This window comes from Kosakonia sp. BYX6 (genome assembly GCF_038449125.1).
GTDB lineage: Bacteria > Pseudomonadota > Gammaproteobacteria > Enterobacterales > Enterobacteriaceae > Kosakonia > Kosakonia calanthes.
The window spans coordinates 4,277,259-4,299,369 of record NZ_CP151800.1; the positions used below are offsets into that span (position 1 = coordinate 4,277,259).

The 22,111-nt window shown below is 54.6% G+C and carries 19 protein-coding genes, 1 tRNA gene and 1 CRISPR repeat array; of the genes, 7 read left to right on the forward strand and 13 right to left on the reverse strand.

Annotated elements, in window-relative coordinates:
• Positions 1-104: 104 nt before the first annotated feature.
• Positions 105-1,361 carry an L-methionine/branched-chain amino acid transporter gene (yjeH, locus tag AAEY27_RS20070; protein WP_342322543.1) on the forward strand — a complete coding sequence of 419 codons (1,257 nt, stop codon included), beginning with the start codon at positions 105-107 and terminating at the stop codon, positions 1,359-1,361.
• Between the two features lie 31 nt (positions 1,362-1,392).
• Here the strand turns inward: yjeH and AAEY27_RS20075 are convergent, their stop codons facing one another.
• Positions 1,393-1,851 carry an FxsA family protein gene (locus AAEY27_RS20075; protein ID WP_342322544.1) on the reverse strand — a complete coding sequence of 153 codons (459 nt, stop codon included), beginning with the start codon at positions 1,849-1,851 and terminating at the stop codon, positions 1,393-1,395.
• Between the two features lie 337 nt (positions 1,852-2,188).
• Here AAEY27_RS20075 and aspA point away from each other — a divergent pair, with 337 nt between their 5' ends.
• The 5 genes from aspA to AAEY27_RS20100 all read left to right on the forward strand — a co-directional run bounded on the left by aspA (position 2,189) and on the right by AAEY27_RS20100 (position 7,735).
• Positions 2,189-3,625 (forward strand): aspartate ammonia-lyase, encoded by a 1,437-nt coding sequence (gene aspA, locus AAEY27_RS20080; protein WP_342322545.1) that lies wholly within the window; start codon positions 2,189-2,191, stop codon positions 3,623-3,625.
• A gap of 114 nt (positions 3,626-3,739) precedes the next feature.
• On the forward strand, positions 3,740-5,041 hold the full coding sequence (locus AAEY27_RS20085; RefSeq protein ID WP_342322546.1) for an anaerobic C4-dicarboxylate transporter: 1,302 nt from the start codon (positions 3,740-3,742) through the stop codon (positions 5,039-5,041).
• 84 nt (positions 5,042-5,125) lie between these two features.
• Positions 5,126-5,449 carry a divalent cation tolerance protein CutA gene (gene cutA / locus AAEY27_RS20090; protein WP_342322547.1) on the forward strand — a complete coding sequence of 108 codons (324 nt, stop codon included), beginning with the start codon at positions 5,126-5,128 and terminating at the stop codon, positions 5,447-5,449.
• Entirely contained in the window at positions 5,425-7,113 is a 1,689-nt protein-coding gene (locus AAEY27_RS20095; RefSeq protein WP_342322548.1) for a protein-disulfide reductase DsbD, read from the forward strand. The genes cutA and AAEY27_RS20095 overlap by 25 nt, the downstream gene beginning before the upstream one ends.
• Positions 7,114-7,159: 46 nt before the next feature.
• Positions 7,160-7,735: a transcriptional regulator gene (locus AAEY27_RS20100; RefSeq protein ID WP_342322549.1), complete on the forward strand. Its 576-nt coding sequence runs from the start codon at positions 7,160-7,162 to the stop codon at positions 7,733-7,735.
• On the opposite strand, the gene AAEY27_RS20105 is transcribed toward AAEY27_RS20100, so the two are convergent.
• Both AAEY27_RS20105 and AAEY27_RS20110 read right to left on the reverse strand, forming a co-directional pair.
• Positions 7,732-8,337, reverse strand: coding sequence for a LysE family translocator (locus tag AAEY27_RS20105; RefSeq protein WP_342322550.1), 606 nt, complete (start codon positions 8,335-8,337; stop codon positions 7,732-7,734). The two genes, AAEY27_RS20100 and AAEY27_RS20105, sit on opposite strands and share 4 nt — an antisense overlap.
• A gap of 37 nt (positions 8,338-8,374) precedes the next feature.
• Positions 8,375-9,220, reverse strand: a complete 846-nt coding sequence (locus AAEY27_RS20110) for an AraC family transcriptional regulator (protein WP_342322551.1) — start codon at positions 9,218-9,220, stop codon at positions 8,375-8,377.
• Positions 9,221-9,402: 182 nt separating this feature from the next.
• On the opposite strand from AAEY27_RS20110, the gene AAEY27_RS20115 reads away from it, so the two are divergent.
• Positions 9,403-9,478 (forward strand) — tRNA-Phe (locus tag AAEY27_RS20115).
• 380 nt (positions 9,479-9,858) lie between these two features.
• On the opposite strand, the gene AAEY27_RS20120 is transcribed toward AAEY27_RS20115, so the two are convergent.
• The 10 genes from AAEY27_RS20120 to AAEY27_RS20165 form a co-directional block, all read right to left on the reverse strand.
• Positions 9,859-10,152, reverse strand: a complete 294-nt coding sequence (locus AAEY27_RS20120; RefSeq protein ID WP_425294688.1) for a SymE family type I addiction module toxin — start codon at positions 10,150-10,152, stop codon at positions 9,859-9,861.
• Between the two features lie 443 nt (positions 10,153-10,595).
• A CRISPR array of direct repeats spans positions 10,596-12,821; the repeat unit is 29 nt; unit sequence AGAAACACCCCCACGCATGTGGGGAAGAC.
• Between the two features lie 47 nt (positions 12,822-12,868).
• Positions 12,869-13,156 carry a type I-E CRISPR-associated endoribonuclease Cas2e gene (cas2e, locus tag AAEY27_RS20125; protein ID WP_342322553.1) on the reverse strand — a complete coding sequence of 96 codons (288 nt, stop codon included), beginning with the start codon at positions 13,154-13,156 and terminating at the stop codon, positions 12,869-12,871.
• The gene (gene cas1e / locus AAEY27_RS20130; protein ID WP_342322554.1) at positions 13,134-14,009 is read right to left on the reverse strand and encodes a type I-E CRISPR-associated endonuclease Cas1e; all 876 of its coding nucleotides are present in this window, start codon (positions 14,007-14,009) and stop codon (positions 13,134-13,136) included. The genes cas2e and cas1e overlap by 23 nt, the downstream gene beginning before the upstream one ends.
• Complete coding sequence (gene cas5e / locus AAEY27_RS20135; protein WP_342322555.1) at positions 14,009-14,725, reverse strand: type I-E CRISPR-associated protein Cas5/CasD; 717 nt, start codon at positions 14,723-14,725, stop codon at positions 14,009-14,011. The genes cas1e and cas5e overlap by 1 nt, the downstream gene beginning before the upstream one ends.
• A gap of 11 nt (positions 14,726-14,736) precedes the next feature.
• Complete coding sequence (cas7e, locus tag AAEY27_RS20140) at positions 14,737-15,771, reverse strand: type I-E CRISPR-associated protein Cas7/Cse4/CasC (RefSeq protein WP_342322556.1); 1,035 nt, start codon at positions 15,769-15,771, stop codon at positions 14,737-14,739.
• Between the two features lie 30 nt (positions 15,772-15,801).
• Positions 15,802-16,449, reverse strand: a complete 648-nt coding sequence (cas6e, locus tag AAEY27_RS20145; protein ID WP_342322557.1) for a type I-E CRISPR-associated protein Cas6/Cse3/CasE — start codon at positions 16,447-16,449, stop codon at positions 15,802-15,804.
• Positions 16,442-16,999, reverse strand: a complete 558-nt coding sequence (gene casB / locus AAEY27_RS20150; protein ID WP_342322558.1) for a type I-E CRISPR-associated protein Cse2/CasB — start codon at positions 16,997-16,999, stop codon at positions 16,442-16,444. The genes cas6e and casB overlap by 8 nt, the downstream gene beginning before the upstream one ends.
• Before the next feature lie 13 nt (positions 17,000-17,012).
• Positions 17,013-18,536 (reverse strand): type I-E CRISPR-associated protein Cse1/CasA, encoded by a 1,524-nt coding sequence (gene casA / locus AAEY27_RS20155; protein WP_342322559.1) that lies wholly within the window; start codon positions 18,534-18,536, stop codon positions 17,013-17,015.
• Between the two features lie 3 nt (positions 18,537-18,539).
• On the reverse strand, positions 18,540-21,146 hold the full coding sequence (cas3, locus tag AAEY27_RS20160) for a CRISPR-associated helicase Cas3' (RefSeq protein WP_342322560.1): 2,607 nt from the start codon (positions 21,144-21,146) through the stop codon (positions 18,540-18,542).
• A gap of 117 nt (positions 21,147-21,263) precedes the next feature.
• Positions 21,264-22,100, reverse strand: coding sequence for a WYL domain-containing protein (locus AAEY27_RS20165; protein ID WP_342322561.1), 837 nt, complete (start codon positions 22,098-22,100; stop codon positions 21,264-21,266).
• Positions 22,101-22,111: the final 11 nt, after the last annotated feature.

The following is a 22,111-nucleotide window of genomic DNA, read 5'->3' on the forward strand; positions in this document are numbered from 1 at the left end:
CAAAACCGGGCGCGCTCCCACCATTGCTGGCAGGGGTTGGCGCAGCCATAAGGCAAATTGATTGTGATAACATCGACGCCCCTGAAGTAGGACAGACAGAGACCATGAGCGGATTAAAACAAGAGCTAGGGCTGGCCCAGGGCATCGGGTTACTTTCCACCTCCTTACTCGGCACCGGCGTTTTCGCGGTACCGGCACTGGCCGCGCTGGCCGCGGGCAACAGCAGCTTGTGGGCATGGCCGCTACTGATTGTGCTGGTGTTCCCGGTGGCGATTGTATTTGCCGTTCTGGGGCGACATTTCCCGAGCGCGGGCGGCGTCGCGCATTTTGTCGGCATGGCTTTCGGCCCGCGTCTGGAAAGGGTCACCGGCTGGTTATTTCTCTCGGTGATCCCGGTAGGGCTTCCCGCTGCGTTACACATTGCCGCCGGTTTCTGGCAAGGCCTGTTCGGCTGGCAAGGGCCGCTACTGTTGATGGCAGAACTGGGCACGCTGGCGCTGATTTGGTTTATCGGCACGCGCGGCGCAGGCTCCAGCGCCAACCTGCAATCGATTATCGCCGGGCTGATTGTCGCGTTGATTGTCGCCATCTGGTGGCGCGGCGGCATTACCCTCAATGAAATCCCCTTTCCGCCGCTCTCGCAGGTGACGGTTTCCGATATGTCTGCCTCGCTGGCGGTGATGTTCTGGTGCTTTGTCGGCCTTGAAGCCTTCGCGCATCTGGCCTCAGAGTTCAAAAACCCCGAGCGGGATTTCCCGCGCGCGCTGATGATTGGCCTGCTGCTGGCAGGTTCGGTCTATTGGGCGTGCACCGTGGTGGTGCTGCATTTTGATCTCTGGCAACGCTTAGGCGCGGCGGCATCGTTACCGGCGATTGTGGTCGAACTGTTCGGCAAACAGGCATTATGGATTGCCTGCATTATTGGTTACCTGGCCTGCTTCGCCAGCCTGAATATTTATATCCAGAGCTTCGCCCGGCTGGTGTGGTCGCAAGCCGCGTATAAACCCGACAGCGCGCTGGCCAGGCTTTCCGCGCGCCAGTTGCCGGTCAACGCACTGAACGCGGTTATCTTCTGCTGCATGGTCTGCACGCTTGTCATTTACGCCTTCAACATTAATCTCGACACGCTGATCATCTATGCCAACGGCATTTTCATCATGATTTATTTGCTGTGTATGCTGGCGGGCTGCCGGTTATTAAAAGGGCGGTTTAGAGCTCTGGCGGTTATCGGCAGCGCTCTGTGTCTGCTGTTGCTGGTGATCCCCGGCTGGAAGAGTTTGTACGCGGTTATCATGCTGGCGGCGCTGTGGCTGTTTTTACCGAAACGCCGCACAGCGGTCATTCGCTCCGTGCACCACTAAAAAAAAGCCCGGCGGTGCCGGGCTGCGGAAATTAATGATCATCTTTGTTATCAAGGCGTTTGTTCGGGTCATCTTTACGCTGATACTCACCTTCGAAAGTATCCCCGCCACCAAAACCACCGCCCGGCCCGCGCGAGAAACGCAGATGCGGCATCAGTTTCAGCGTCAGGTGTTTTTGCACCGGCGGCAGCAGTAACAGCAGGCCGAGGAAATCGGTGAAGAACCCCGGCAGCACCAGCAACAGCCCGGAAATGATCAGCGACACGCTTTTGATCATCTCTGCCGCCGGGCTTTCCCCCGCCGCCATTTTCTGCTGCATCAGCATGAAGTTCTTAAAGCCCTGGTTACGCACCAGCGACATGCCAATCACCGAGGTGAACAGCACAAGGATGAGCGTCATCAGCACGCCGAACACATGCGCGACCTGAATAAAAATCGAAATTTCGATGTAAACGTATAAGAAAAAAGCAATAAACGGTATCCAGCGCACTGGCTTCTCCTGTCAACACACAGACGCCCGCAGGCTTCTGTTAAAATGGGTTTGCGAATCGCATAAAGGTGAGATGGAGGCGAATGTGGAAAATTCAATTTCATCCGCGATGTAAATTTTTGTCTGTGGCGAAGCGGTGACCTGTTTCACATATTAGTAATTATGATGGAATTGCTAAGATAATAAGTGATCCCGATTACGGCATTTCGCCATTGCCAGCATATAATTTCAGTCACCTGGCCGATTGAGGGAATAATCGTCGGCCAAAAAAGACGCATAACCACGTTAATACTGTGTGTTTGGTGTATTCATTTGTAGCTTGAAAAAGAAGGTTCACATGTTAAACAACATTCGTATCGAAGAAGACTTGTTAGGTACCAGGGAAGTGCCAGCGGATGCCTACTATGGCGTGCATACTCTGAGAGCGATTGAAAACTTTTATATCAGCAACAGCAAAATCAGCGACATACCTGAATTTGTCCGTGGCATGGTGATGGTGAAAAAGGCGGCAGCGCTGGCGAACAAAGAGCTGCAAACCATTCCTAAAAACATTGCGAACGCGATTGTTGCCGCATGTGATGAGGTCCTGAACAACGGCAAATGCATGGATCAATTCCCGGTGGACGTCTATCAGGGCGGCGCGGGAACCTCCGTGAACATGAACACCAACGAGGTACTGGCGAACATCGGTCTTGAACTGATGGGGCACCAAAAAGGTGAATACCAGTTCCTCAACCCGAACGATCATGTCAATAAGTGCCAGTCCACCAACGATGCCTACCCGACCGGGTTCCGCATCGCGGTCTATACCTCCATCGTCAAACTGGTCGATGCCATCAAACAGCTTGGCGAAGGCTTTGAAAGTAAAGCCGTTGAGTTTAAAGACATCCTCAAAATGGGCCGTACCCAGTTGCAGGATGCGGTGCCGATGACCCTCGGCCAGGAGTTCCACGCGTTCAATGTGCTGCTGAATGAAGAGACCAAAAACCTGCTGCGCACCGCGGAACTGCTGCTGGAAGTGAACCTCGGCGCGACCGCCATCGGTACGCGTCTGAACACACCAGACGGCTACCAGCACCTGGCGGTGCAGAAACTGGCGGAAGTCAGCAACCTGCCGGTGGTTGCGGCGGAAGACCTGATCGAAGCGACATCCGACTGCGGCGCCTATGTGATGGTGCATAGCTCGCTGAAACGCCTGGCGGTCAAATTGTCTAAAATCTGTAACGACCTGCGCCTGCTCTCTTCCGGGCCGCGATCCGGTCTGAACGAAATCAACTTACCGGAGCTGCAAGCGGGTTCATCCATCATGCCGGCGAAAGTTAACCCGGTGGTGCCGGAAGTGGTCAACCAGGTGTGCTTTAAAGTGATCGGCAACGACACCACCGTCACCATGGCCTCCGAAGCCGGTCAGTTACAGTTGAACGTCATGGAGCCGGTGATTGGCCAGGCGATGTTTGAGTCAATTCATATCCTGACTAACGCCTGCTACAACCTGCTGGAAAAAAGCATTAACGGCATCACCGCCAACAAAGCGGTGTGCGAAAGCTACGTTTATAACTCCATCGGTATTGTCACTTACCTCAACCCGTTTATCGGCCACCACAATGGCGATATCGTCGGCAAGATTTGCGCCGAAACCGGTAAGAGCGTGCGTGAAGTGGTACTGGAGCGCGGCCTGCTGACAGAAGCTGAACTGGATGACATCTTCTCGGCACAAAACCTGATGCACCCGGCCTATAAAGCGAAGCGCTACACCGATGAAAGCGAACAGTAATCCCGGTGATTAGACCGAAAAAAAGGCACGTCCTCTGCGACGTGCCTTTTTTCTTATGGATAGTCACTAAAATATAACAATCTCATATCACTTAGTTAAACAAGGAAGCCAACTATGTTTGCAGCAGAGCTTGTCCTCGTCCTGATTGCCATCTACCTCGGCGCCAGGCTGGGAGGCATCGGCATCGGTTTTGCCGGTGGCCTCGGCGTACTCGTCCTGACGCTGTTCTTTCAAATCACACCCGGCGCCATCCCTTTCGACGTTATCGAAATTATTATGGCAGTCATCGCCGCTATCGCCGCCATGCAAGTGGCGGGCGGAATGGATTACCTCGTCAGCCTTGCTGAACGTTTGCTGCGCCGCCACCCTAAATACATCACGTTTCTTGCGCCGCTGGTCACCTGGTCGATGACTATTCTCGCGGGCACCGGGCACACGGCGTTTTCCACGCTACCGGTGATTACCGAAGTGGCGAAAGAGCAAGGAATCCGCCCGTCACGCCCTCTTTCTATTGCCGTGGTGGCGTCGCAAATTGCCATCACCGCGTCACCTATTTCCGCGGCGGTGGTGTTCTTCGCCGGGATCCTTGAACCGTTGGGCGTCAGCTATTTGACGCTACTGGCGATCTGCATTCCGGTGACGTTGATCGCGGTGATGCTGACCGCCATCGTCTGTAACTTCCTCGGCTGCGAATTGAAAGACGATCCGGTTTACCAGGAGCGCCTGGCGAAAGGCGAAGTGAAACTGCGCGGCAGCCAGGCTTTCAAACTCAAACCCCATGCAAAACGCTCGGTGTTGCTGTTCCTGATCGGTATTGTCGCGGTGATGCTCTATGCCACCGCGACCAGCCCGACGGTCGGTTTGATCGCCAATCCGGTGCTGCCGCGTAACGAAGCGATTGTGGTGTTTATGCTGACCATCGCCACACTGATTAGCCTGACCTGCAAAATCGACACCGGGGAGATCCTCAACGCGAGCACCTTCAAATCCGGCATGAGTGCCTGTATTTGCGTACTCGGCGTCGCCTGGCTTGGCGACACGTTCGTCAAAAATCACATTCAAGATATTCAGATGGTGGCCGGCGACCTGCTGCAAAGCTACCCGTGGCTGCTGGCGGTGGTGCTGTTCTTCGCCGCGACGTTGCTCTATTCACAGGCGGCGACCGCCAAAGCGCTGATGCCGGCCGCGCTGCTGCTGGGTGTTACGCCGCTGACGGCGGTGGCCTCGTTTGCCGCGGTTTCCGCGCTGTTTGTGCTGCCCACTTACCCAACGTTGCTGGCGGCCGTGGAGATGGATGACACCGGCTCAACGCGCATCGGCAAGTTTGTCTTTAACCATCCGTTCCTGATCCCGGGCCTCATCGCCATTGCGTTATGCGTGCTCCTCGGGTTCCTCTTCGGCGGCATCTTGTTGTAAATGTCGTTAAATCGGGCCGCCCGTCGGCCCGATCGCTTGCCGTCGCGTGGTATAGTCCCTGCTTTCGTTCTCAGGAGGTTGGAAATGAACACGCCCGACGCCGTTGTTGTCCTCTGCACCGCCCCGGATGAAGCCACCGCCCAGGATCTGGCGGCCAAAGCGCTGGCCGATAAACTCGCCGCCTGCGTAACCATCCTGCCCGGTGCGACATCGCTCTATTACTGGGAAGGCAAGCTGGAGCAGGAGTACGAAGTCCAGTTGTTGCTGAAAACCGACGTCGCCCATCTGGAAGATCTCTTCGCCTGCATGCGTTCACACCATCCGTACCAGACTCCTGAACTCCTGGCCTTACCTGTTTCACACGGAGATAACGATTACCTCTCATGGCTCAACGCATCCTTACGCTGATCCTGTTGCTGTGCAGCACATCCGCTTTCGCCGGATTGTTCGACGCGCCCGGCCGCTCGACTTTCGTGCCTGCCGATCAGGCCTTTATTTTTGACTTTCAACAGCATCAACACGATCTGACGCTCAACTGGCAGGTGAAAGAGGGTTACTACCTTTATCGCCAGCAAATCAAAGTGACCCCGGCGCAAGCGACGGTTGGCCCACTGGCCTTACCCAAAGGGGAGATGCACGAAGATGAGTTTTACGGCAAAACCGAGATTTACCGACAAAAACTCAACTTACCGCTGACGGTGCAGCAAGCGGCGCAAGGCGCGACACTCACCGTGACATACCAGGGCTGCGCCGATGCCGGATTCTGCTACCCGCCGGAAACCAAAGTGGTGCCGCTGATGGAAGTGGCTGCTGCACCGGTTACCGAACAGCAAGCCGTAACCGAAAAGACGCCCGATCTCCCGCTGCCCTTTTCGGCGCTTTGGGCGTTGCTGATCGGCATCGGCATTGCGTTTACGCCTTGCGTATTGCCGATGTATCCGCTGATTTCCGGCATTGTGCTCGGCGGTCAACAGCGCCTTGCCACGCCGCGTGCGCTGCTGCTGGCATTCATCTACGTGCAGGGCATGGCGCTGACTTACACCGCGCTGGGGCTGGTTGTCGCGGCGGCCGGGCTGTCGTTTCAGGCGGCACTGCAACACCCGTACGTGCTGATTGGCTTATCGATTCTGTTTGGCCTGCTGGCGCTGTCGATGTTCGGCCTGTTTACTCTGCAACTGCCCTCCGCGCTGCAAACCCGTTTAACGCTGTGGAGCAACCGCCAGCAAGGTGGATCTCTCGGCGGCGTGTTTGTGATGGGCGCCATTGCCGGGCTGATTTGTTCGCCCTGCACCACCGCGCCGTTAAGCGCCATCCTGCTTTATATCGCGCAGAGCGGGAACCTGTGGCTCGGTGGCGGCACGCTTTACCTTTATGCGCTCGGCATGGGTTTGCCGTTGATTCTGGTCACGGTGTTCGGCAACCGGCTGCTGCCGAAAAGCGGGCCGTGGATGGAGCAGGTCAAAATCGCCTTCGGCTTTGTGATCCTCGCCCTGCCGGTCTTTTTGCTGGAGCGGGTGATCGGCGAAGCTTGGGGGCTGCGGTTGTGGTCGCTGCTGGGCATGGCATTTTTCGCCTGGGCGTTTATCACCAGCCTCAACGCCAAACGCCCGATTGTGCGGGTGCTGCAAATCGCTCTGCTTGGCGCGGCACTGGTGTGCGCTCGCCCGTTGCAAGACTGGGCTTTTGGCGCACCGACCACGCAAAGCTCTGCGTCGCTGGCCTTTACGCAGGTGAAAACCGTTGATGATCTCAACCAGGCGCTGGCGCAAGCCGATAGTCGACCTGTCATGTTGGATCTGTATGCTGACTGGTGCGTAGCCTGCAAAGAGTTCGAGAAATATACGTTCAGCGACCCGACTGTTCAGGCGGCGTTGAAAGAGACGGTGTTATTACAGGCGAATGTGACGGCAAACGACGCCCAGGACGCGGCGCTGCTGCGCCATCTTAATGTGCTGGGTTTGCCAACGATTCTCTTTTTCGACACGCACGGGCGCGAGCAACCGGCCGACCGGGTAACCGGCTTTATGGACGCCGCCGCCTTTGCAGAGCATTTGCGCAATCGCGCCCCGTAAACAACACTTTGTGTGGAGTTTGCTTCAGGTAACGGAGGATATCAGCGTGCAACGCGAAGACGTTTTAAGCCAAACCTTGCAACTGCTTGAATTAAGAGGCATTGCAGACACCACTCTTGAAATGGTTGCCGAACGCATCGACTATCCGATTGATGAGTTTCGCCGTTTCTGGCCGGATAAAGAGGCGCTGTTGTATGACGCACTGCGTTATTTGAGCCAGCAGGTGGACATTTGGCGTCGGCAGTTGTTGCTGGATGAAAGCCTCAGCCACGAGCAAAAATTGCTGGCGCGCTACGCCGCGTTGACCGAATGCGTCAGCAATAGCCGCTATCCGGGCTGTTTGTTTATCGCCGCCTGCGCTTTCTTCCCCGATCCCGGCCACCCGATTCACCAACTGGCGGATCAGCAAAAAAACGAGGCTTACAATTTCTCGCACCAGTTACTGACGGAACTGGAAGTGGACGATCCGGCGATGGTGGCGAAGCAGATGGAGTTAGTGCTGGAAGGTTGCCTGAGCCGCATGCTGGTTAACCGCAGCCAGGCCGATGTGGATACGGCTCAGCGGCTGGCGGAAGATATTTTGCGTTTTGCCCGTTGCCGCCAGGGTGGCGCGCTGACTTAAGCGCCGATCAACCCCGTCCACGCGGACGCCAGCAAGCACAAGGCCATCACCCGCTGAAACCAGACCAGCGACCTCGCGGTACGAAAAAGGCGGTTCACCGCCTTGCCGAGCAGCGTCCAGGCGGCCAGACACAGCACCGAGATAGCCAAAAACGCCAGCGACATCAACGTTATCTCGCGCAGTGGGTTTCCGCTGTGCGGGGCGAACAAGCTGACCACCGCCAGCGCCATCATCCAGGTTTTCGGGTTGATCAACTGCAACATCGCCGCCGCGCGAGCGCTAAACGGGCGCTGCGCGTCGCTGTGTAAATCGGCGGCGGGCGCGGTAAAGAGCTGCCAGCTCATCCAGCTTAACCACAGCACGCCTGCCCAACTCATCCCTGTTCGCACCAGCGGGTGATCCTGCAATACCTGCCCCGCGCCGGCGCCGGAGATAAACACAATCAAACTGGCAGAAACACACGCCCCAAACACCGCGGGCAAAGTGGCTTTCACACCAAAGCGCTGGCTGCTGGTGAGGATCAGGATATTGGTCGGGCCGGGGGTTATCGACGCCACAAAGGCGAAGAGTAAATACGGCAGATAGCTGGAAAACAGGCTCACAATCAGGCTCCTTTATGACGAGCCTTTGACTTTCGCGCTATTTGCCGTCGTCGTCTGGAAGATTTGTGCACAACCTGCGGTAGTGCGCGGGAGAAAGGCGATAAGCGCGCTGGAACCAGCGGCCAAGGTGGCTTTGATCGGCAAAACCGAGTGCGGCGGCGACATCCGCAGGCAACTCGCCTTTCGCCAGTTGTGAACGCGCCGTGGCAAGGCGCAGCTGGATAAGCCAGGCGTGCGGGCTTAAGCCGAACTCGCGCTTAAAACAGCGCGTCAGGGTAAAGCGATCGGTGCCGGTTTCTCGCGCCAGATCCGATAAGCCCAGGTTGTCGCCGATATGCGCATGCAGATAATCCCGCGCCCGGTGCGCGATGGCCGCGCTTTGCAACTGCATCGGCAGCCGTTTTCGCCACTGGCAGTGGTGGGTTAGCTGGCTCAACAGCGAATCCATCGTGCTTTGCTGCACGATGCGCATCTCGTCGCTGTGCAGCGCGCAGAAGGTTTGCGCAATCGCGCTAATCAACTGCGGTTCGCGGGCGATGGTGTGGGAGAAATGCATGGCGTAGCTGGACGGCACCGATTCATACAAGCCGCGTAAGGTGGTGTTTAGCCAGCGATCGTCGAGATAAAAGGTCAGATAGGTAAACCCGCCTTCGATGGGCGCGTCGCCATCGTGGATTTCACCCGGCTCCAGCAAAAAGGCATCACCCGGCTTGCTGCGATGTCGCTCACGGCGGCAGTGAAATTGCTGCGTGCCAGACAGCGTAATGCCCACCAGATAGCTGTCATGCCAGTGCGGATCGTACGCGTGCCCTTCAAAATGGGCGCGAATGGTTTCGATGCCGGTGTCCGCATGCTGTCGCAGCTCCAGCCAGTCTTTTGACATATTTCCCCCGTATACCACCGGCAGTTAGCATTCACCACCCTAATGTAGAAGTCTGGAAGATTTGTGCAACCGCCGCTTTTCGACGCTGATTTGCGCAGGTTGCCGCAAAGTTGAGCAACTGAATAGAATTTAAGGAAATAGGGTTGACGCCCAAGAGCGATTACGGTTTAATGCCGCCCGTTGCCCGGATAGCTCAGTCGGTAGAGCAGGGGATTGAAAATCCCCGTGTCCTTGGTTCGATTCCGAGTCCGGGCACCACTTCTTCTTAACCCTCGCCTTTGGCGGGGGTTTTTCGTTTCTGGCGTATGGACTCTTCATCGAACTTCGTTCGATTATTCGCCGCAAGCGGCTCACCCCTCCGGGCCAGCGCGACAAGCGCGCTGTTCAACGCCTGACGGCGTTAGTCCGAGTCCGGGCACCGCTTCTTCTTAACCCTCGCCTTTGGCGGGGGTTTTTCGTTTCTGGCGAATGGACTCTTCATCGAACTTCGTTCGATGATTCGCCGCAAGCGGCTCACCCCTTCGGGGCCAGCGCGACAAGCGCGCTGTTCAACGCCTGACGGCGTTAGTCCGAGTCCGGGCACCACTATTTAGAGAACCCAGCCTATGGCTGGGTTTTTGCTTTTGGGGCTTCCGCCTTCAAAGCGCACTCAATACTCCTTCCTTCACCATTTTTACCGCCTGCTTTAGCTGTTTAAGTTCTTCATGTAGTTCTCTCACTTCATCGTTATCTGGAATTAACACGATGCAGCCCTCGGTAATCTTAACGGTGACGCCTGTTCCTGTGACGAACCCGGCCTCTTTAAGCCATTTACCGCTTAAGTTCAGGCAAGGTGTGCTGGTATCGCCCCGATTGGGCGCATAGCCGACGGTGTAGCGGCGGTGGGTTTTGAGGGATGGTTTGGATGACGGATGAGTCTGGGTAGGGATCATAACCATAGAGGCAGCCTCCTGTAACAGGTTTTAACCCACCACCAGAGGTTCCAATCACATGGTGGCGGACTGAGCAGAGTTGGAACTACCGGCGTTACAGGCAACCGGCGCACCTTGCGGTGCCCCCGCTCAGCCCACCATTGAGATGTAGCCGAACGCACGACATAAAAAAGACGCAAAGCGCGCCATATGTCGCCTGTAACATTATCAGGGTTCCAATCCTGGCACCTGATTTTGCAGGTGCGGGCTAAAGATATCTTGATTGGCGATTAGCAGCAAGCGAGGTTCTGGAAGGCAGTTCGCAGAAATAAAAACTGCCCAAACAATAGCCTCATGAGTGAGGGAAAAACAGGCAACTCAACGTCCATCGTCCGCGTGTCCAGCAAACACCCCCACTGAAGTGAGGAAAACCGACCCTGTGGTCATACGATGGTCTTTGTCGTGGAAACACCCCCACGCATGTGGGGAAGACACCGCGAAGATAGTGCGACTTGAATAACCGCAGGAAACACCCCCACGTATGTGGGGAAGACTCGGTCACGACAAAATTTGCTGACGCTGTAAAAGAAACACCCCCACGTATGTGGGGAAGACGAGTCAAAAGTCGTCTTATAACCCATAGAGCGGGAAACACCCCCACGTATGTGGGGAAGACGAAACGCTGCTGCACGCTGAGCTTACTCGCGCGGAAACACCCCCACGTATGTGGGGAAGACTGAAGCGTTCCCGTGAGTGGGCTACTCGGTGCGGAAACACCCCCACGTATGTGGGGAAGACCCGCTGCGGGTCAGATACCCCGGCGGATTCTTGGAAACACCCCCACGTATGTGGGGAAGACCGCGTGTGCGCGCGTTTGCAGACCGGAAAAATGGAAACACCCCCACGTATGTGGGGAAGACCCCGCACCGGCACACGGGGGTAATTACCTAGCGGAAACACCCCCACGTATGTGGGGAAGACGCCACAAGCAGGAGCATCCAGCCTTATCGCTGAGAAACACCCCCACGTATGTGGGGAAGACATCGCCTCCCTGCGCGCAGAAGGGGTGGAGATGGAAACACCCCCACGTATGTGGGGAAGACATCGCCTCCCTGCGCGCAGAAGGGGTGGAGATGGAAACACCCCCACGTATGTGGGGAAGACGCAGGCGCGACTTCGACTACCTGCCAGTAGCCAGAAACACCCCCACGTATGTGGGGAAGACCCAAAAAAGACGTAGCGAGAGCGGAGGCCGAAAGAAACACCCCCACGCATGTGGGGAAGACACAGCATTACAGGTCTTTTAACTGGCGTAGATAGAAACACCCCCACGCATGTGGGGAAGACTGGGCTTTTACCTAAACCATAATATGTTACAGAGAAACACCCCCACGCATGTGGGGAAGACAGCAAGCTAATCCGACCGATACAACCGATTATAGAAACACCCCCACGCATGTGGGGAAGACGCTTCTCTGTTTTTAATCAGGCATATCACGGCAGAAACACCCCCACGCATGTGGGGAAGACTGCGGATATGTCGCAGCAGAAAACGCCGCGCCGGAAACACCCCCACGCATGTGGGGAAGACTCACCAGACTTCCATCACACGGCTTAAAGTCCAGAAACACCCCCACGCATGTGGGGAAGACGTCCTAACCTCTATAGAAGTTATATCCATATCAGAAACACCCCCACGCATGTGGGGAAGACTAGATAGTGCATCTTCCCGGTCATCCCCTTGCGGAAACACCCCCACGCATGTGGGGAAGACGAGCCAACATAAAAATAATCTTTACTAAATTTAGAAACACCCCCACGCATGTGGGGAAGACCAATCGTAGCTCTGGTCATAAGACCACTTTTGAGAAACACCCCCACGCATGTGGGGAAGACCTTCTACGCACTCACGCCCAAGGCGCTTATAAGGAAACACCCCCACGCATGTGGGGAAGACTAAGCGCAAGTCCGGTAACTGGAACCGGGTTAAGAAACACCCCCACGCATGTGGGGAAGACTTCACCACCCGGAATTACACCACCAAAACCTTTAGAAACACCCCCACGCATGTGGGGAAGACTGGACTTTTACCTAACCCATAATAAGTTATGGAGAAACACCCCCACGCATGTGGGGAAGACCCGCTGCTCCGATTGAAAACGGAGCGCTGGATAGAAACACCCCCACGCATGTGGGGAAGACATTTCATCCAGGAGAATCCGCCTCTTGATCGAGGAAACACCCCCACGCATGTGGGGAAGACGGGACGTCATAACGGGAATATATCTGAACCATAGAAACACCCCCACGCATGTGGGGAAGACGCAATCAACAGCCTTACGGAAACGCTTAAAAAAGAAACACCCCCACGCATGTGGGGAAGACTTGAAAGATCAGCTTTTGCAAGAGCTTCATTGAGAAACACCCCCACGCATGTGGGGAAGACTTTCCTGAGAGGTAAATGATTCAACTAGTTTGGGAAACACCCCCACGCATGTGGGGAAGACTCATGTATAATAATGCGAAGTTTAATAAGTCTAGAAACACCCCCACGCATGTGGGGAAGACACGATGAAGTGATGATATGAAAAATAAGGATGAGAAACACCCCCACGCATGTGGGGAAGACTCTGCGGATCCGACGAACGCATCTTACCAGTAAGAAACACCCCCACGCATGTGGGGAAGACACCAACATATTGTGAAAGAGCGACAACCAAACCACTACATCAGCCAATTACAAAGATTTCAGGGTTTCGACAATGAGCTGCAACCCACTGATAGTAATAATCGGCTTCCTCACCTCACCTTTGTAACGGATTTCGTAACCCGGCGGTTGAGGAATGCTTCTGAACAACATAAGACCCGACTCCGCTGTGGAGTGTTGCATCAAGTAATCAACAACGGTTTGTGCGACGGAATCTTTTACACCCGAAACAAATACATTCGGGCGAGGCTCCACAAACCAAAGCTTCATACGCCCACGTACCGCTGGAGGTAAGTCATTTGCGAGCACGACGAGCATGCTTCACCCCCATCAATTCATTAATATCCGCGGTGATCAGGTTCAGCAGATCTATCGCAATGACTCGCTTTCTGAACGCATCAGAGACTTTGTGTTTATCATATCGACCCGCCATGTCCCGAGAGAGCGAAAACGCCAGATCAATACAAAGCTGTTCTTTGTAAAGGTCAGCTAAATCGTACACAAACGGCAACGGGCTACCGGAATGAATAAAGCCAATATGGGGAGAATATCCCATGGTATGAACGGCGGAACACACTATGCCGTACAACGCCGCGTTGGTGGCGGTGAGCACCTGATTCGTCAAATCACTCAGTTGAAACTTGCCCGGCGTAAACTGACGCCCTTGCCAACCCACGCCATACGCTTCCGCCTTTTGCTGATACAGCGCCCGAACCCGGTTCCCTTCCATCCCCATCATGCTGTTTAAACTTTTGCCCTCCAGATCAGCATCGGGAAAACGTTTAGCAAACATAGTCCTGGCGACCTTAAGAGCAGACTCCTCGTTGCTGGCAAGCGCCATCTGCAACTTAAGGTTGCGCGTATCGGCGGTGGGAAGAAAGCCTGCCGCATAAAAAAGCAGACTATCTTCTCCCACCCAACACACCGAACAGTTAGCGGCGGTCGCCGTTTTAATGGCTTCATGAGTGACGGTAGTGCCAGGACCAAGCAGCAATGTGTTGAGGGTTGCGACAGGGATGGGCACGACATTCCCATCCGCATCAATCCACTTAACACTGCTGTCATCAATCTCTAACCGGCCTCGCTCCAGGTATAAAAACGGATATTTGTCTTTTACCTGGGGCAATGATTCACGCGTCACTTTGACAAACAGCCGCTCTCCTTTTGCCATTACTGATGCTCCAGCAGCGTTACTCGCCGATCCCGATAACGTTTTTGTCGGCCAAACTCCACAGGCACATCATTGAGAGTGATCACTTCGCCGTCACCTTCCCCTTCGATGATCGCGTAGCTGAGCAACCGTTTTTTGCTGTCCGCCAACACCTGCGCCTGTTGCCAGGCGGTGTCTGCATCCGCAAATACGCCCTGATAGATCAACTCGGTCGGCACACAGTTTTTGCGCCCCAGATACAAGTCCCAAACGGGGTTCTGCAACGCGTCAGATAACGGTTCCACTTGCGTCTGAGGCACTTCCAACACCACGGCGAAAACCGAATCTTGCAGGTAATAGCGATAGGTCATTTTAGTACCGCCGCCGACGGCTCTTTTTCCATCAGACGTTTTAGGTATCAGCAGATTTTGCCATGGGTCACTGTCATCGTAGCCACTGCCCACCATGTGGAAATCACACAGCGCAGGTTCACGAAGCTGCGGTTGACCTTTGTCATTCGTACGGGCATAAGCCCGTACTTCCATACTCAAGCTATTCATCTGTGCCAGCCATTCGACTTCGGGGCCACCGGCCCCGCGAGCACAACAAAGCAGCCCCAAAATGCCGGATCGTGTCGGGAAGTTCAGCGTGTCGCGCACACCAAATTTCGAGTCGTGCCCCCAGGCCTGCAGCGGCCCTTCAAGCCACAGGAGCAGATATTGGCTAGATTCGCTCATCGCCCTCTCCCTTACAGATGAGACTGCAGATCGGCAATCACATTGTCGATGCTGTATTCCAGATTCTCACCCCATTCATAATCCCCTTGCTTGCCAAACAGCGAGCCGGAGAGTTTCTCTTTTTTGTCGAGCCAGCATTGCAGCGCTTCTTTGCTTGGCAGCAGATAACCTTCACCTTTGCTTTTGATGGGTTGTTCGAAAGAGGCCTGCAGGCGTTGGCCTTTACGCACCAGCACGCGAGCGTAATCCCAGGGACACGCGCCAGATTGTGTGGTCTGACGCGCATCCGGCACGGCGACATACAGTGCTTTGACAAAAGCCTCTACGGCGGCTTTCAGGTCTGCGTCTTCTCCCAACGTCTGTGCCAATTGCCCCAAATCGAGGCTCACATAGCGATAATACGTAGCGGAGTTGTACTCGAGGCTGCCCATATGCGCGGACCCGCTTTCCTCTTCTGTTTTGCAGTCATCCACCGCAGTGAAGAACTCGACTTCATTGCTGACTTTATGGGTGGAAATTGCATGCGCGAACGACGCAGCCGCCTCAACATTCATATCCGGCGCCTTAGCGACCATGCGGCCAAACAGCGCGATATCCAGCGCATCAAGTGTCTTATTGACCACTTTTTTAGCGACTTTCACCAGTTCCCTGTCTTTCAGTTTCGCAGCTTCGAAGCCGTTTTCCTGGGCGTAAACCGCAAACGCTTTCGCTTCCGCCTCGCTGAGGAATAACAAAGTGTCGTCGGCAAAAAAAGCCGCCATTGTTTCGCCACAGCTGGTTGCCTGTGCTTCATTAGCGCCCAGCGCCATGCACTCGCGGGTCAACATATCCGCGATTTTTTTGCTGCGAACCCCTAAGCGAATACCGAAATCGGGCATCGCGAGGCGCACCTGGCGCTTCCAGCACTGAGACGACACGCGCGCACGCGGCACGCCGCCGATAAGGGCAGATTTAGGCGCGCCAACGTCATCACGGTTCAGGCAGGTGACAGGGAAAGATTGCAGGATATGGAACTCAATACGGGTGTTTTTAAATGTATTAGTCATAAAAATTTCCTTAAATAAATAGGGTAAACGTCAGGCAAACGGGTTGTCGATGATGGGTACGATTTGCAGCAAGCCGCAGCCAAACGCCCTTCCTTTGCCAATGCCATTTTTGAAACTGTGTTGAAACTGCTGCAGGTCGGTGACGGTGAGCTGCCCCTGAATATGCGCTTTACCCAGCGTGACCTTGCGATCAGCCTTGTCCTGAAATTGCAGCACCTCAATGGTGTCGACTTGCAGGGTTTGCGGGTCGACGTCAAACCCCCAACTTTGCGATGCGCGTTGTAAAAACCAGTGAGCGATATCAGCGCGACCTTTTACCGCCACACGTTTCCCGCTCTGTTTATCCTTGCGAACGGGGTTGACCTGCACCTTAAAGCGGTAACGCGGATGGGCCAGAAACGAAGCAGAGATCGGTCTGGTTTGCACGTTGACGGAGTAACCCTCAACCTGGTCTGCCGGTTGGCGGTCGGAAACAATCAGCACCTTGCGACCGTGAAAATCACCGCCCTGATCGGCATAGACAATGCCGCTTGGGGTGTGAGCGAGTTTTTCACTTTCGCTGCGCACATCAGGAAACAGGCTGTAAACAACGCGATGCAGCGAATAGGTATCGGTGATTTTTAACGCTTTAACAGCAGCCCGATCGAGGTGCAAGGCGCTGGCGAATAGCTCAGTCATGTGCGTTCTCCGTCGCCTTATCCTCGTCAGTGCGGCGATAGAAATCTTGCGCCCAACGCGCCCGTACCTTTTCCAGCCCGTTACCCGAGTACCATTGCAATTGATCCAGTATCTGGATGAAATTGGGTGTCTTGCCCCGGCTTGCCATCAGCGCGAGCAACGGTCGTAAAATGCGGCAGCATTCCGCAGTGCTGGTGCAGGCCAACAAACGGCGCATGCGCGCTTTTGCCTGATCAGATTTGTTGCCGTCATCGAAACAAGCGCCAATGGCGACGCCCAAAGGTAATTGACCGTTGGTTTCAGGTTTAGCCCTCGCCAGCGCAGCACCGACAATGCAATACGGCAGGCGCTGCCACGGTTTTTCCAGATCAACGCCAAACCTGGCCAGGAACTCCCAGCTTTGGTACTCGGTGGCCGGGTTATCTGCCCGTTTAAGTCGGGCGGCGAAGCCGTTGTCCTGTTTGATGCGTTCAATCACATAACTGACGAATTGTTCAGCTTTGGAACCCTTTTCGGTGCCTTCAGTCGTCGTTTTAGGGGGCTGATCCATACCGGTGTTCTCCTTAATCAGCGTGTTTAAATTTTGAGAAATTGGGGCGAGACTGCGCCCAGGCGTCCATTTGCCGGGCGCTATCTTTGGGGCATATTTGGTTAAAAACTTGTTCGGCGTAATTGGCGAAGGTTTCGCGTAATCTCTGTCGTTTTTCTCTGGCTATTTGAGTGGTATCGCAGGCATGTAATAGAGCCTGCGCCTGGCGTTCACAGAGTTGCCAAAAGATGTCTGATGCTTTTTGCGCCTGCGATGCGACGAAAGGCTGCGCCTTGCCGGAACCGGATTTGTCGATATCCGATAACTCGCGGAAATAACGCACGACCGTGCCCCAAAGCTGCTTTTGCATCGCCTCAAGTTGCGCCATTTCATGTTTAAGCTGTTCCAGAAACAAACTACCGAGCAGATGGGAGGGTAGCCATAGTTCCGACTGTACATAGTCGTCTGTACCGGAAGCATATTGTTCCCCGGCATTACTGCTGACTCGCAGCCCACCTGACCAGATAGCAAACTGTTCGGTATTGCGGGATACCCGCTTCCGGGTACGTCTCAGTTGCGGTGTGTCAAAGCCGTCGCTTTTACCTTGCTCAATAAATTGCAATAACGAGGTCAGTTCTCGCCAGGGTCGCTTGCCGGGATTGACCCATAACGCTTTTGGCTTTTTCTGCGCAAAATCCACCGAGGCAGTCGGATCGGCCTTTCCTTCCAGATAGCTCGCATGGGCAATCCCATCGGTGTAGTGGATTCCCCCCTCGGCGAGCAGGCAAAACTTGCCCATGGGAACCAGTCGGCCAATCAGTGATTCTTTCAATGCCCGGGCAATATCATCGTCTTCACCCGCAGGCATTTGCTCCCACGGTGCAACGCCCAGAGTGGGATACATCACCAGTTCAGCAATATCTTCCTGGGTGAACAGGTTCAACCAAACGCTATGAGCAACAAATTCCCCCAGCCAGAAAGAATGCAGCAAGCCCATGTGCCCTACCGCGCAACCCGCCTTTCCACTGGCGGGTTTCCCTTTATCGTTCTGTTTGCCCTGATAACCCGCGGTCAAAATAACGGAGTTATCCGTTTTCTTCCCGCTAAGACCAAATCCCATCTGAACGATGATATTGAGGGCATTCTCAGCATCATTGGCATTCTTCTGTTGCTGGGTTTCTGTCAATACGGTTGTATTGCCGGTACTCACTTCTGGCGACAATACGCCCAGCGATTTAACCGCCGCAGCCCGAATCGCCGGCATCTGCAAAAACGGTTTTTCGCCATACAGATAAAAACGGTCGTGCCATTTATCCAGATAACTCAGGCATTTATTCGCCATGCCTTGCCAGCCCATTTCCCGCCAGTCGTTGTCATCCTCTGGGGTCGCGGCAGACTGCGCGATAGCCAATAGCAATTTAGTGAGCGCAATTTTCTGCACAGGGTTACCCCCCAATGCACGTAATTTGGGATTGCTAAAAATCTCTTTCAGACTGACCAGCCCGATATCCGCGACCGGAATCCAGGGTTCATCAATCAAGTTAAAGCGGTTTTCCATTATTTATTCCTTATTGGAAATAGCCCGGAAGCCAAGGTCTTCGCGGTATTCAAGCACGTGTTTATCACCCGCCAGGCGGCCATCCAGCGTCAGCAATTCCCCCGCATCGCTGACGATGGCGACACGCAGCAGCGCCTCATCGTCTTCAGGGCGACCAAGGTAAAACACCTCATGTAGGCGGAAATTTTCCAGTTCATGTTTGGCGATTTTGGGCGGGCAATACGCGGGATTGACACGTACCAGTTGCTGGTGAAGCTTTATTGCCAGCGTGCGCCACTCGGTTTTGGTAAGCCGATGGCGACCATGAGGAAGCGTCAACGTATTGCCATTGAGTAAACGGATATGGGTCGCGCCATCTTGTGAACGCAGGCTGCGCAGCAACAACAGGTCGTGGGTGTCCTGGTCGCTATAGCGGGTTTCGGCTTTGTGCTCAGGCAACGTTTTGCCGCCTCTGGACAAGGTCAGCCTGGCCAGCGCCTGTTGGGCTTGCTCGCCCGTGCGGAAACGGCTGCCGTTTTTAAGTTCATGTAACAGGCTCGCCCATTGCCCGGTTTCAGGCCGCTCGACATAGGTCTGGTCGATCAACGGGCGAATGCCGGAGGGCAACTGGATTGACTGCATCTCCTGCCAGACCTCAAGGCTTCGGCACAATACATATTGCGAATAGACCATAGCGCTCAGGCCAAACGCCTGGCGAGGGTTTGCCAGCGCTTGCTCAAGAGTGGGAGCCAATAACCAACATTCTGCGTTGGCGCTGGCATGACGTGGCGTGTCGGCATGCCGCCAAAGACGACCCAAACGTTGCAACAACATATCCGTGGGGGCAAAGCGGCTTACCAGGAAATCCGCGTCGATATCGAGCGACTGCTCCAGCACCTGCGTACCGACCAGAATGCGCCCGCAGTGTCCACGTTCTGACCACTTTGCCCGGCCATACTGCGCGACCCAGCGCGTTTCATTTTTGTCGCGATCGTGGGGCGTAAAACGCGAATGTAACAAGCCGGTTTCGCACCCGGCCTGCGCTGCCAGGCTGGCGATGTCCAGGTAACGCTGCTGCGCCTGTGCAACGGTGTTTTCAATCCATAAAACTTGCTGGCCCTCGGCTGCTCGCATGAGAGCTTCATCCAGCGCAGATTTATCTTCGCGGCAAAAATGGAGTGCAATGGGCTTGCCATCCACGGTGGGGACTCCCACTTCCACAAGCTCCCTTTTTTCGGCTACGGCAGTAATCAATGGGTAGGCCGCGCTGGTTGTGGTTTGTTGCAACAGGGCTTCTCGCCGGGCCTGGCTTAATGTGGCGCTAAGGATAATGACGGTGCAGTTGATCTGGCGCAGAAAGGCGACAAGCTCATCGAGAATGGTGCCGGTGTAAAGGTCATACGAGTGTACTTCGTCCAGGATCACGACTTTGCCTGCGAGGCCAAACGCTCTGACGAAACCGTGCTTGACGTTCATTACCGCCATCAATGCCTGATCAATCGTGCCGACCGCAAAAGGCGCTAACAGGCCGCGTTTATTCTGGTTAAACCATGCTCCGCCCGGGCTGCCTTCCTCGCCGATTTCGGTATCCTGCAACCAGGCCCCGGAATGCAGCAGCAAGCTCTGTTGTGGGGTTTCTCCACTTGCGATTTGTTTGAGAAACGCGTTGAAACGGTCGTAAATCTTATTGGAGGTGAGTTGCGTGGGCAGCGCGAAATAAATGCCGGTCGCTTTTTCCTGCGCTAACAATTGATAAGCGGCATAGAGCGCCGCCTCGGTTTTGCCCATTCCCATCTGCGCTTCGAGAATATAAACACCTGGCCCGGACACCTGCTCGACAAAAAGCGCCTGCGGTTCACGCATCTGCATGGCGTTATTAACGGGATCAAAAACTTCAGCAAAAGAGAGACCCTGGCGAATAACCGGTTTGATAAAACCGGCATCGTTCAGGGCAGCGGTGATATTCGGCTGCCAGTTTTCATCGGGGTTTTCAAAAAACGCGCCGGAACCAATCCAATCGGCAACGGAGGTTAACCCGGCGACGACACGCGCCTGAGCGGCGGATTGAAAGGTCGGCCAGTCGGTTTGCAGGCACGCTTTCAGCGCGGCGACCAGTTTTTTGCGTTCTTCAAACCACTGAGGGCCGCCAAAGGTTTCTGCATCACCGCGTTTGTCATCAGCCGGTGGGGTAAATCCGTGATGCTGCCCGAGGATTTCGGCAACGTATTTGGGAACATTCATCTCTTCCGCGGTGGCCTGGCTGACCCCGGCATGGCCGCCCCACTGTTTCTCCAGTTCAGGAGAAACCCTTGCTAACGCCGGCATTGCCTTGTAGTCGATATCACACGCCTTGAAGATTTTCGCCACGAATGTCGGGCTAACCTTGCCGATATCATGGCTGCCCGCCACCATTTCACTCCCTACAGGGAACAGGCGAGCACGCATCGGTTCAGGGAAACGCGACATCAGGCAACGCGCGAGTTCTCCAACAATCTGGCAGTGGCTCAGAACCGAACGGCCCTCGACGATGGTGCCATCAGGAAGGCTCCGGGTTTTGGCCGGGCAATCTTCGAAACGTATAGCAGGTGTTGCATTGCCAGCTTGCGCCGGTGTAACAGGAAAGCGACCCACGATTATCGTCCTTGTTTGAGATGAATAGTTGCGAGCTTGCTACGCAGAAAAACCCCTAACAATACTGTGTAAATCATCAGGTTAACTGAGATTACCCATTCGTCATTCACGCGCTTATCAACTATCGAAAAGCCATTGTTTAATGTCATCTCGGTTTACCAGTACCAGCTGTTGCGCTTCGGCTTTTCCATCGAGATATTTCGTATTGACCTGCATCTCTTTGAGCAAATAACCAGCAAGGGCCGCGCGGGTTTCGATGCGCAGTTGGTTGTTTTCCATTTGATAGTCGTTGGCAAGAACGCTTTGTTGGGCTGGGGTTAAACGGGTATCTGGCGATAAAACTAACGTGACGGCAGTTTGCCAGGCTTCGTCCTGGATAATGGAATAGGGAGAAGGACCTTCGATTTCGGCACCATCCCGGAAGCGGCTCAGAACAAAGTCGCGAAATCCATGCGATTTTTCACAATACCCGCGGACATGGAAACGACTCCCCGCTTTGACGATGCTATGCGGGCTGATAATCCGCCCTTCATTTTCTGGGTGAGATAAAGAGACGTAATTCACTTCTACCCGCAATTGCTGGCGAATAGCTTTCATTAATGTCGCCATTACCTGGCGAGATATGTTGCGTTCGGGTAATTGAAGGCGGGTTGCGCAATTATTCTGTAAGGGTTGGGCCAGCACGAACGTGCCCGTTTCAAGCCAGATAAGAAAGTCTTCTAATCCACCGTGGAAATATTGCGGCTGTTTGTCATGCGCAAAAACATAACGTGATTTATCGGGCTTGATCAGATGCTGGGGAAACAATGCTTGATAACGAACATAATCTTTATGAATCTGCTGCCGGGTTATCTTGAATTGATTTATAAGGTCGCGGTTCCGGAGGTCATCGGTCCAATAGGCTAGCATTTCCATAAACGCTAACCGTTCGTTAGGCTGCCTGGTTTTGCTCATATATTCTCCAG

Coding starts and splice junctions, on each gene's coding strand:
- yjeH (WP_342322543.1), top strand. CDS start 105: ATGAGCGGATTAAAACAAGAGCTAGGGCTGGCCCAGGGCATCGGGTTA.
- aspA (WP_342322545.1), top strand. CDS start 2,189: ATGTTAAACAACATTCGTATCGAAGAAGACTTGTTAGGTACCAGGGAA.
- AAEY27_RS20085 (WP_342322546.1), top strand. CDS start 3,740: ATGTTTGCAGCAGAGCTTGTCCTCGTCCTGATTGCCATCTACCTCGGC.
- cutA (WP_342322547.1), top strand. CDS start 5,126: ATGAACACGCCCGACGCCGTTGTTGTCCTCTGCACCGCCCCGGATGAA.
- AAEY27_RS20095 (WP_342322548.1), top strand. CDS start 5,425: ATGGCTCAACGCATCCTTACGCTGATCCTGTTGCTGTGCAGCACATCC.
- AAEY27_RS20110 (WP_342322551.1), bottom strand. CDS start 9,220: ATGTCAAAAGACTGGCTGGAGCTGCGACAGCATGCGGACACCGGCATC.
- AAEY27_RS20120 (WP_425294688.1), bottom strand. CDS start 10,152: ATGATCCCTACCCAGACTCATCCGTCATCCAAACCATCCCTCAAAACC.
- cas2e (WP_342322553.1), bottom strand. CDS start 13,156: ATGCTCGTCGTGCTCGCAAATGACTTACCTCCAGCGGTACGTGGGCGT.
- cas1e (WP_342322554.1), bottom strand. CDS start 14,009: ATGGCAAAAGGAGAGCGGCTGTTTGTCAAAGTGACGCGTGAATCATTG.
- cas5e (WP_342322555.1), bottom strand. CDS start 14,725: ATGAGCGAATCTAGCCAATATCTGCTCCTGTGGCTTGAAGGGCCGCTG.
- cas7e (WP_342322556.1), bottom strand. CDS start 15,771: ATGACTAATACATTTAAAAACACCCGTATTGAGTTCCATATCCTGCAA.
- cas6e (WP_342322557.1), bottom strand. CDS start 16,449: ATGACTGAGCTATTCGCCAGCGCCTTGCACCTCGATCGGGCTGCTGTT.
- casB (WP_342322558.1), bottom strand. CDS start 16,999: ATGGATCAGCCCCCTAAAACGACGACTGAAGGCACCGAAAAGGGTTCC.
- casA (WP_342322559.1), bottom strand. CDS start 18,536: ATGGAAAACCGCTTTAACTTGATTGATGAACCCTGGATTCCGGTCGCG.
- AAEY27_RS20165 (WP_342322561.1), bottom strand. CDS start 22,100: ATGAGCAAAACCAGGCAGCCTAACGAACGGTTAGCGTTTATGGAAATG.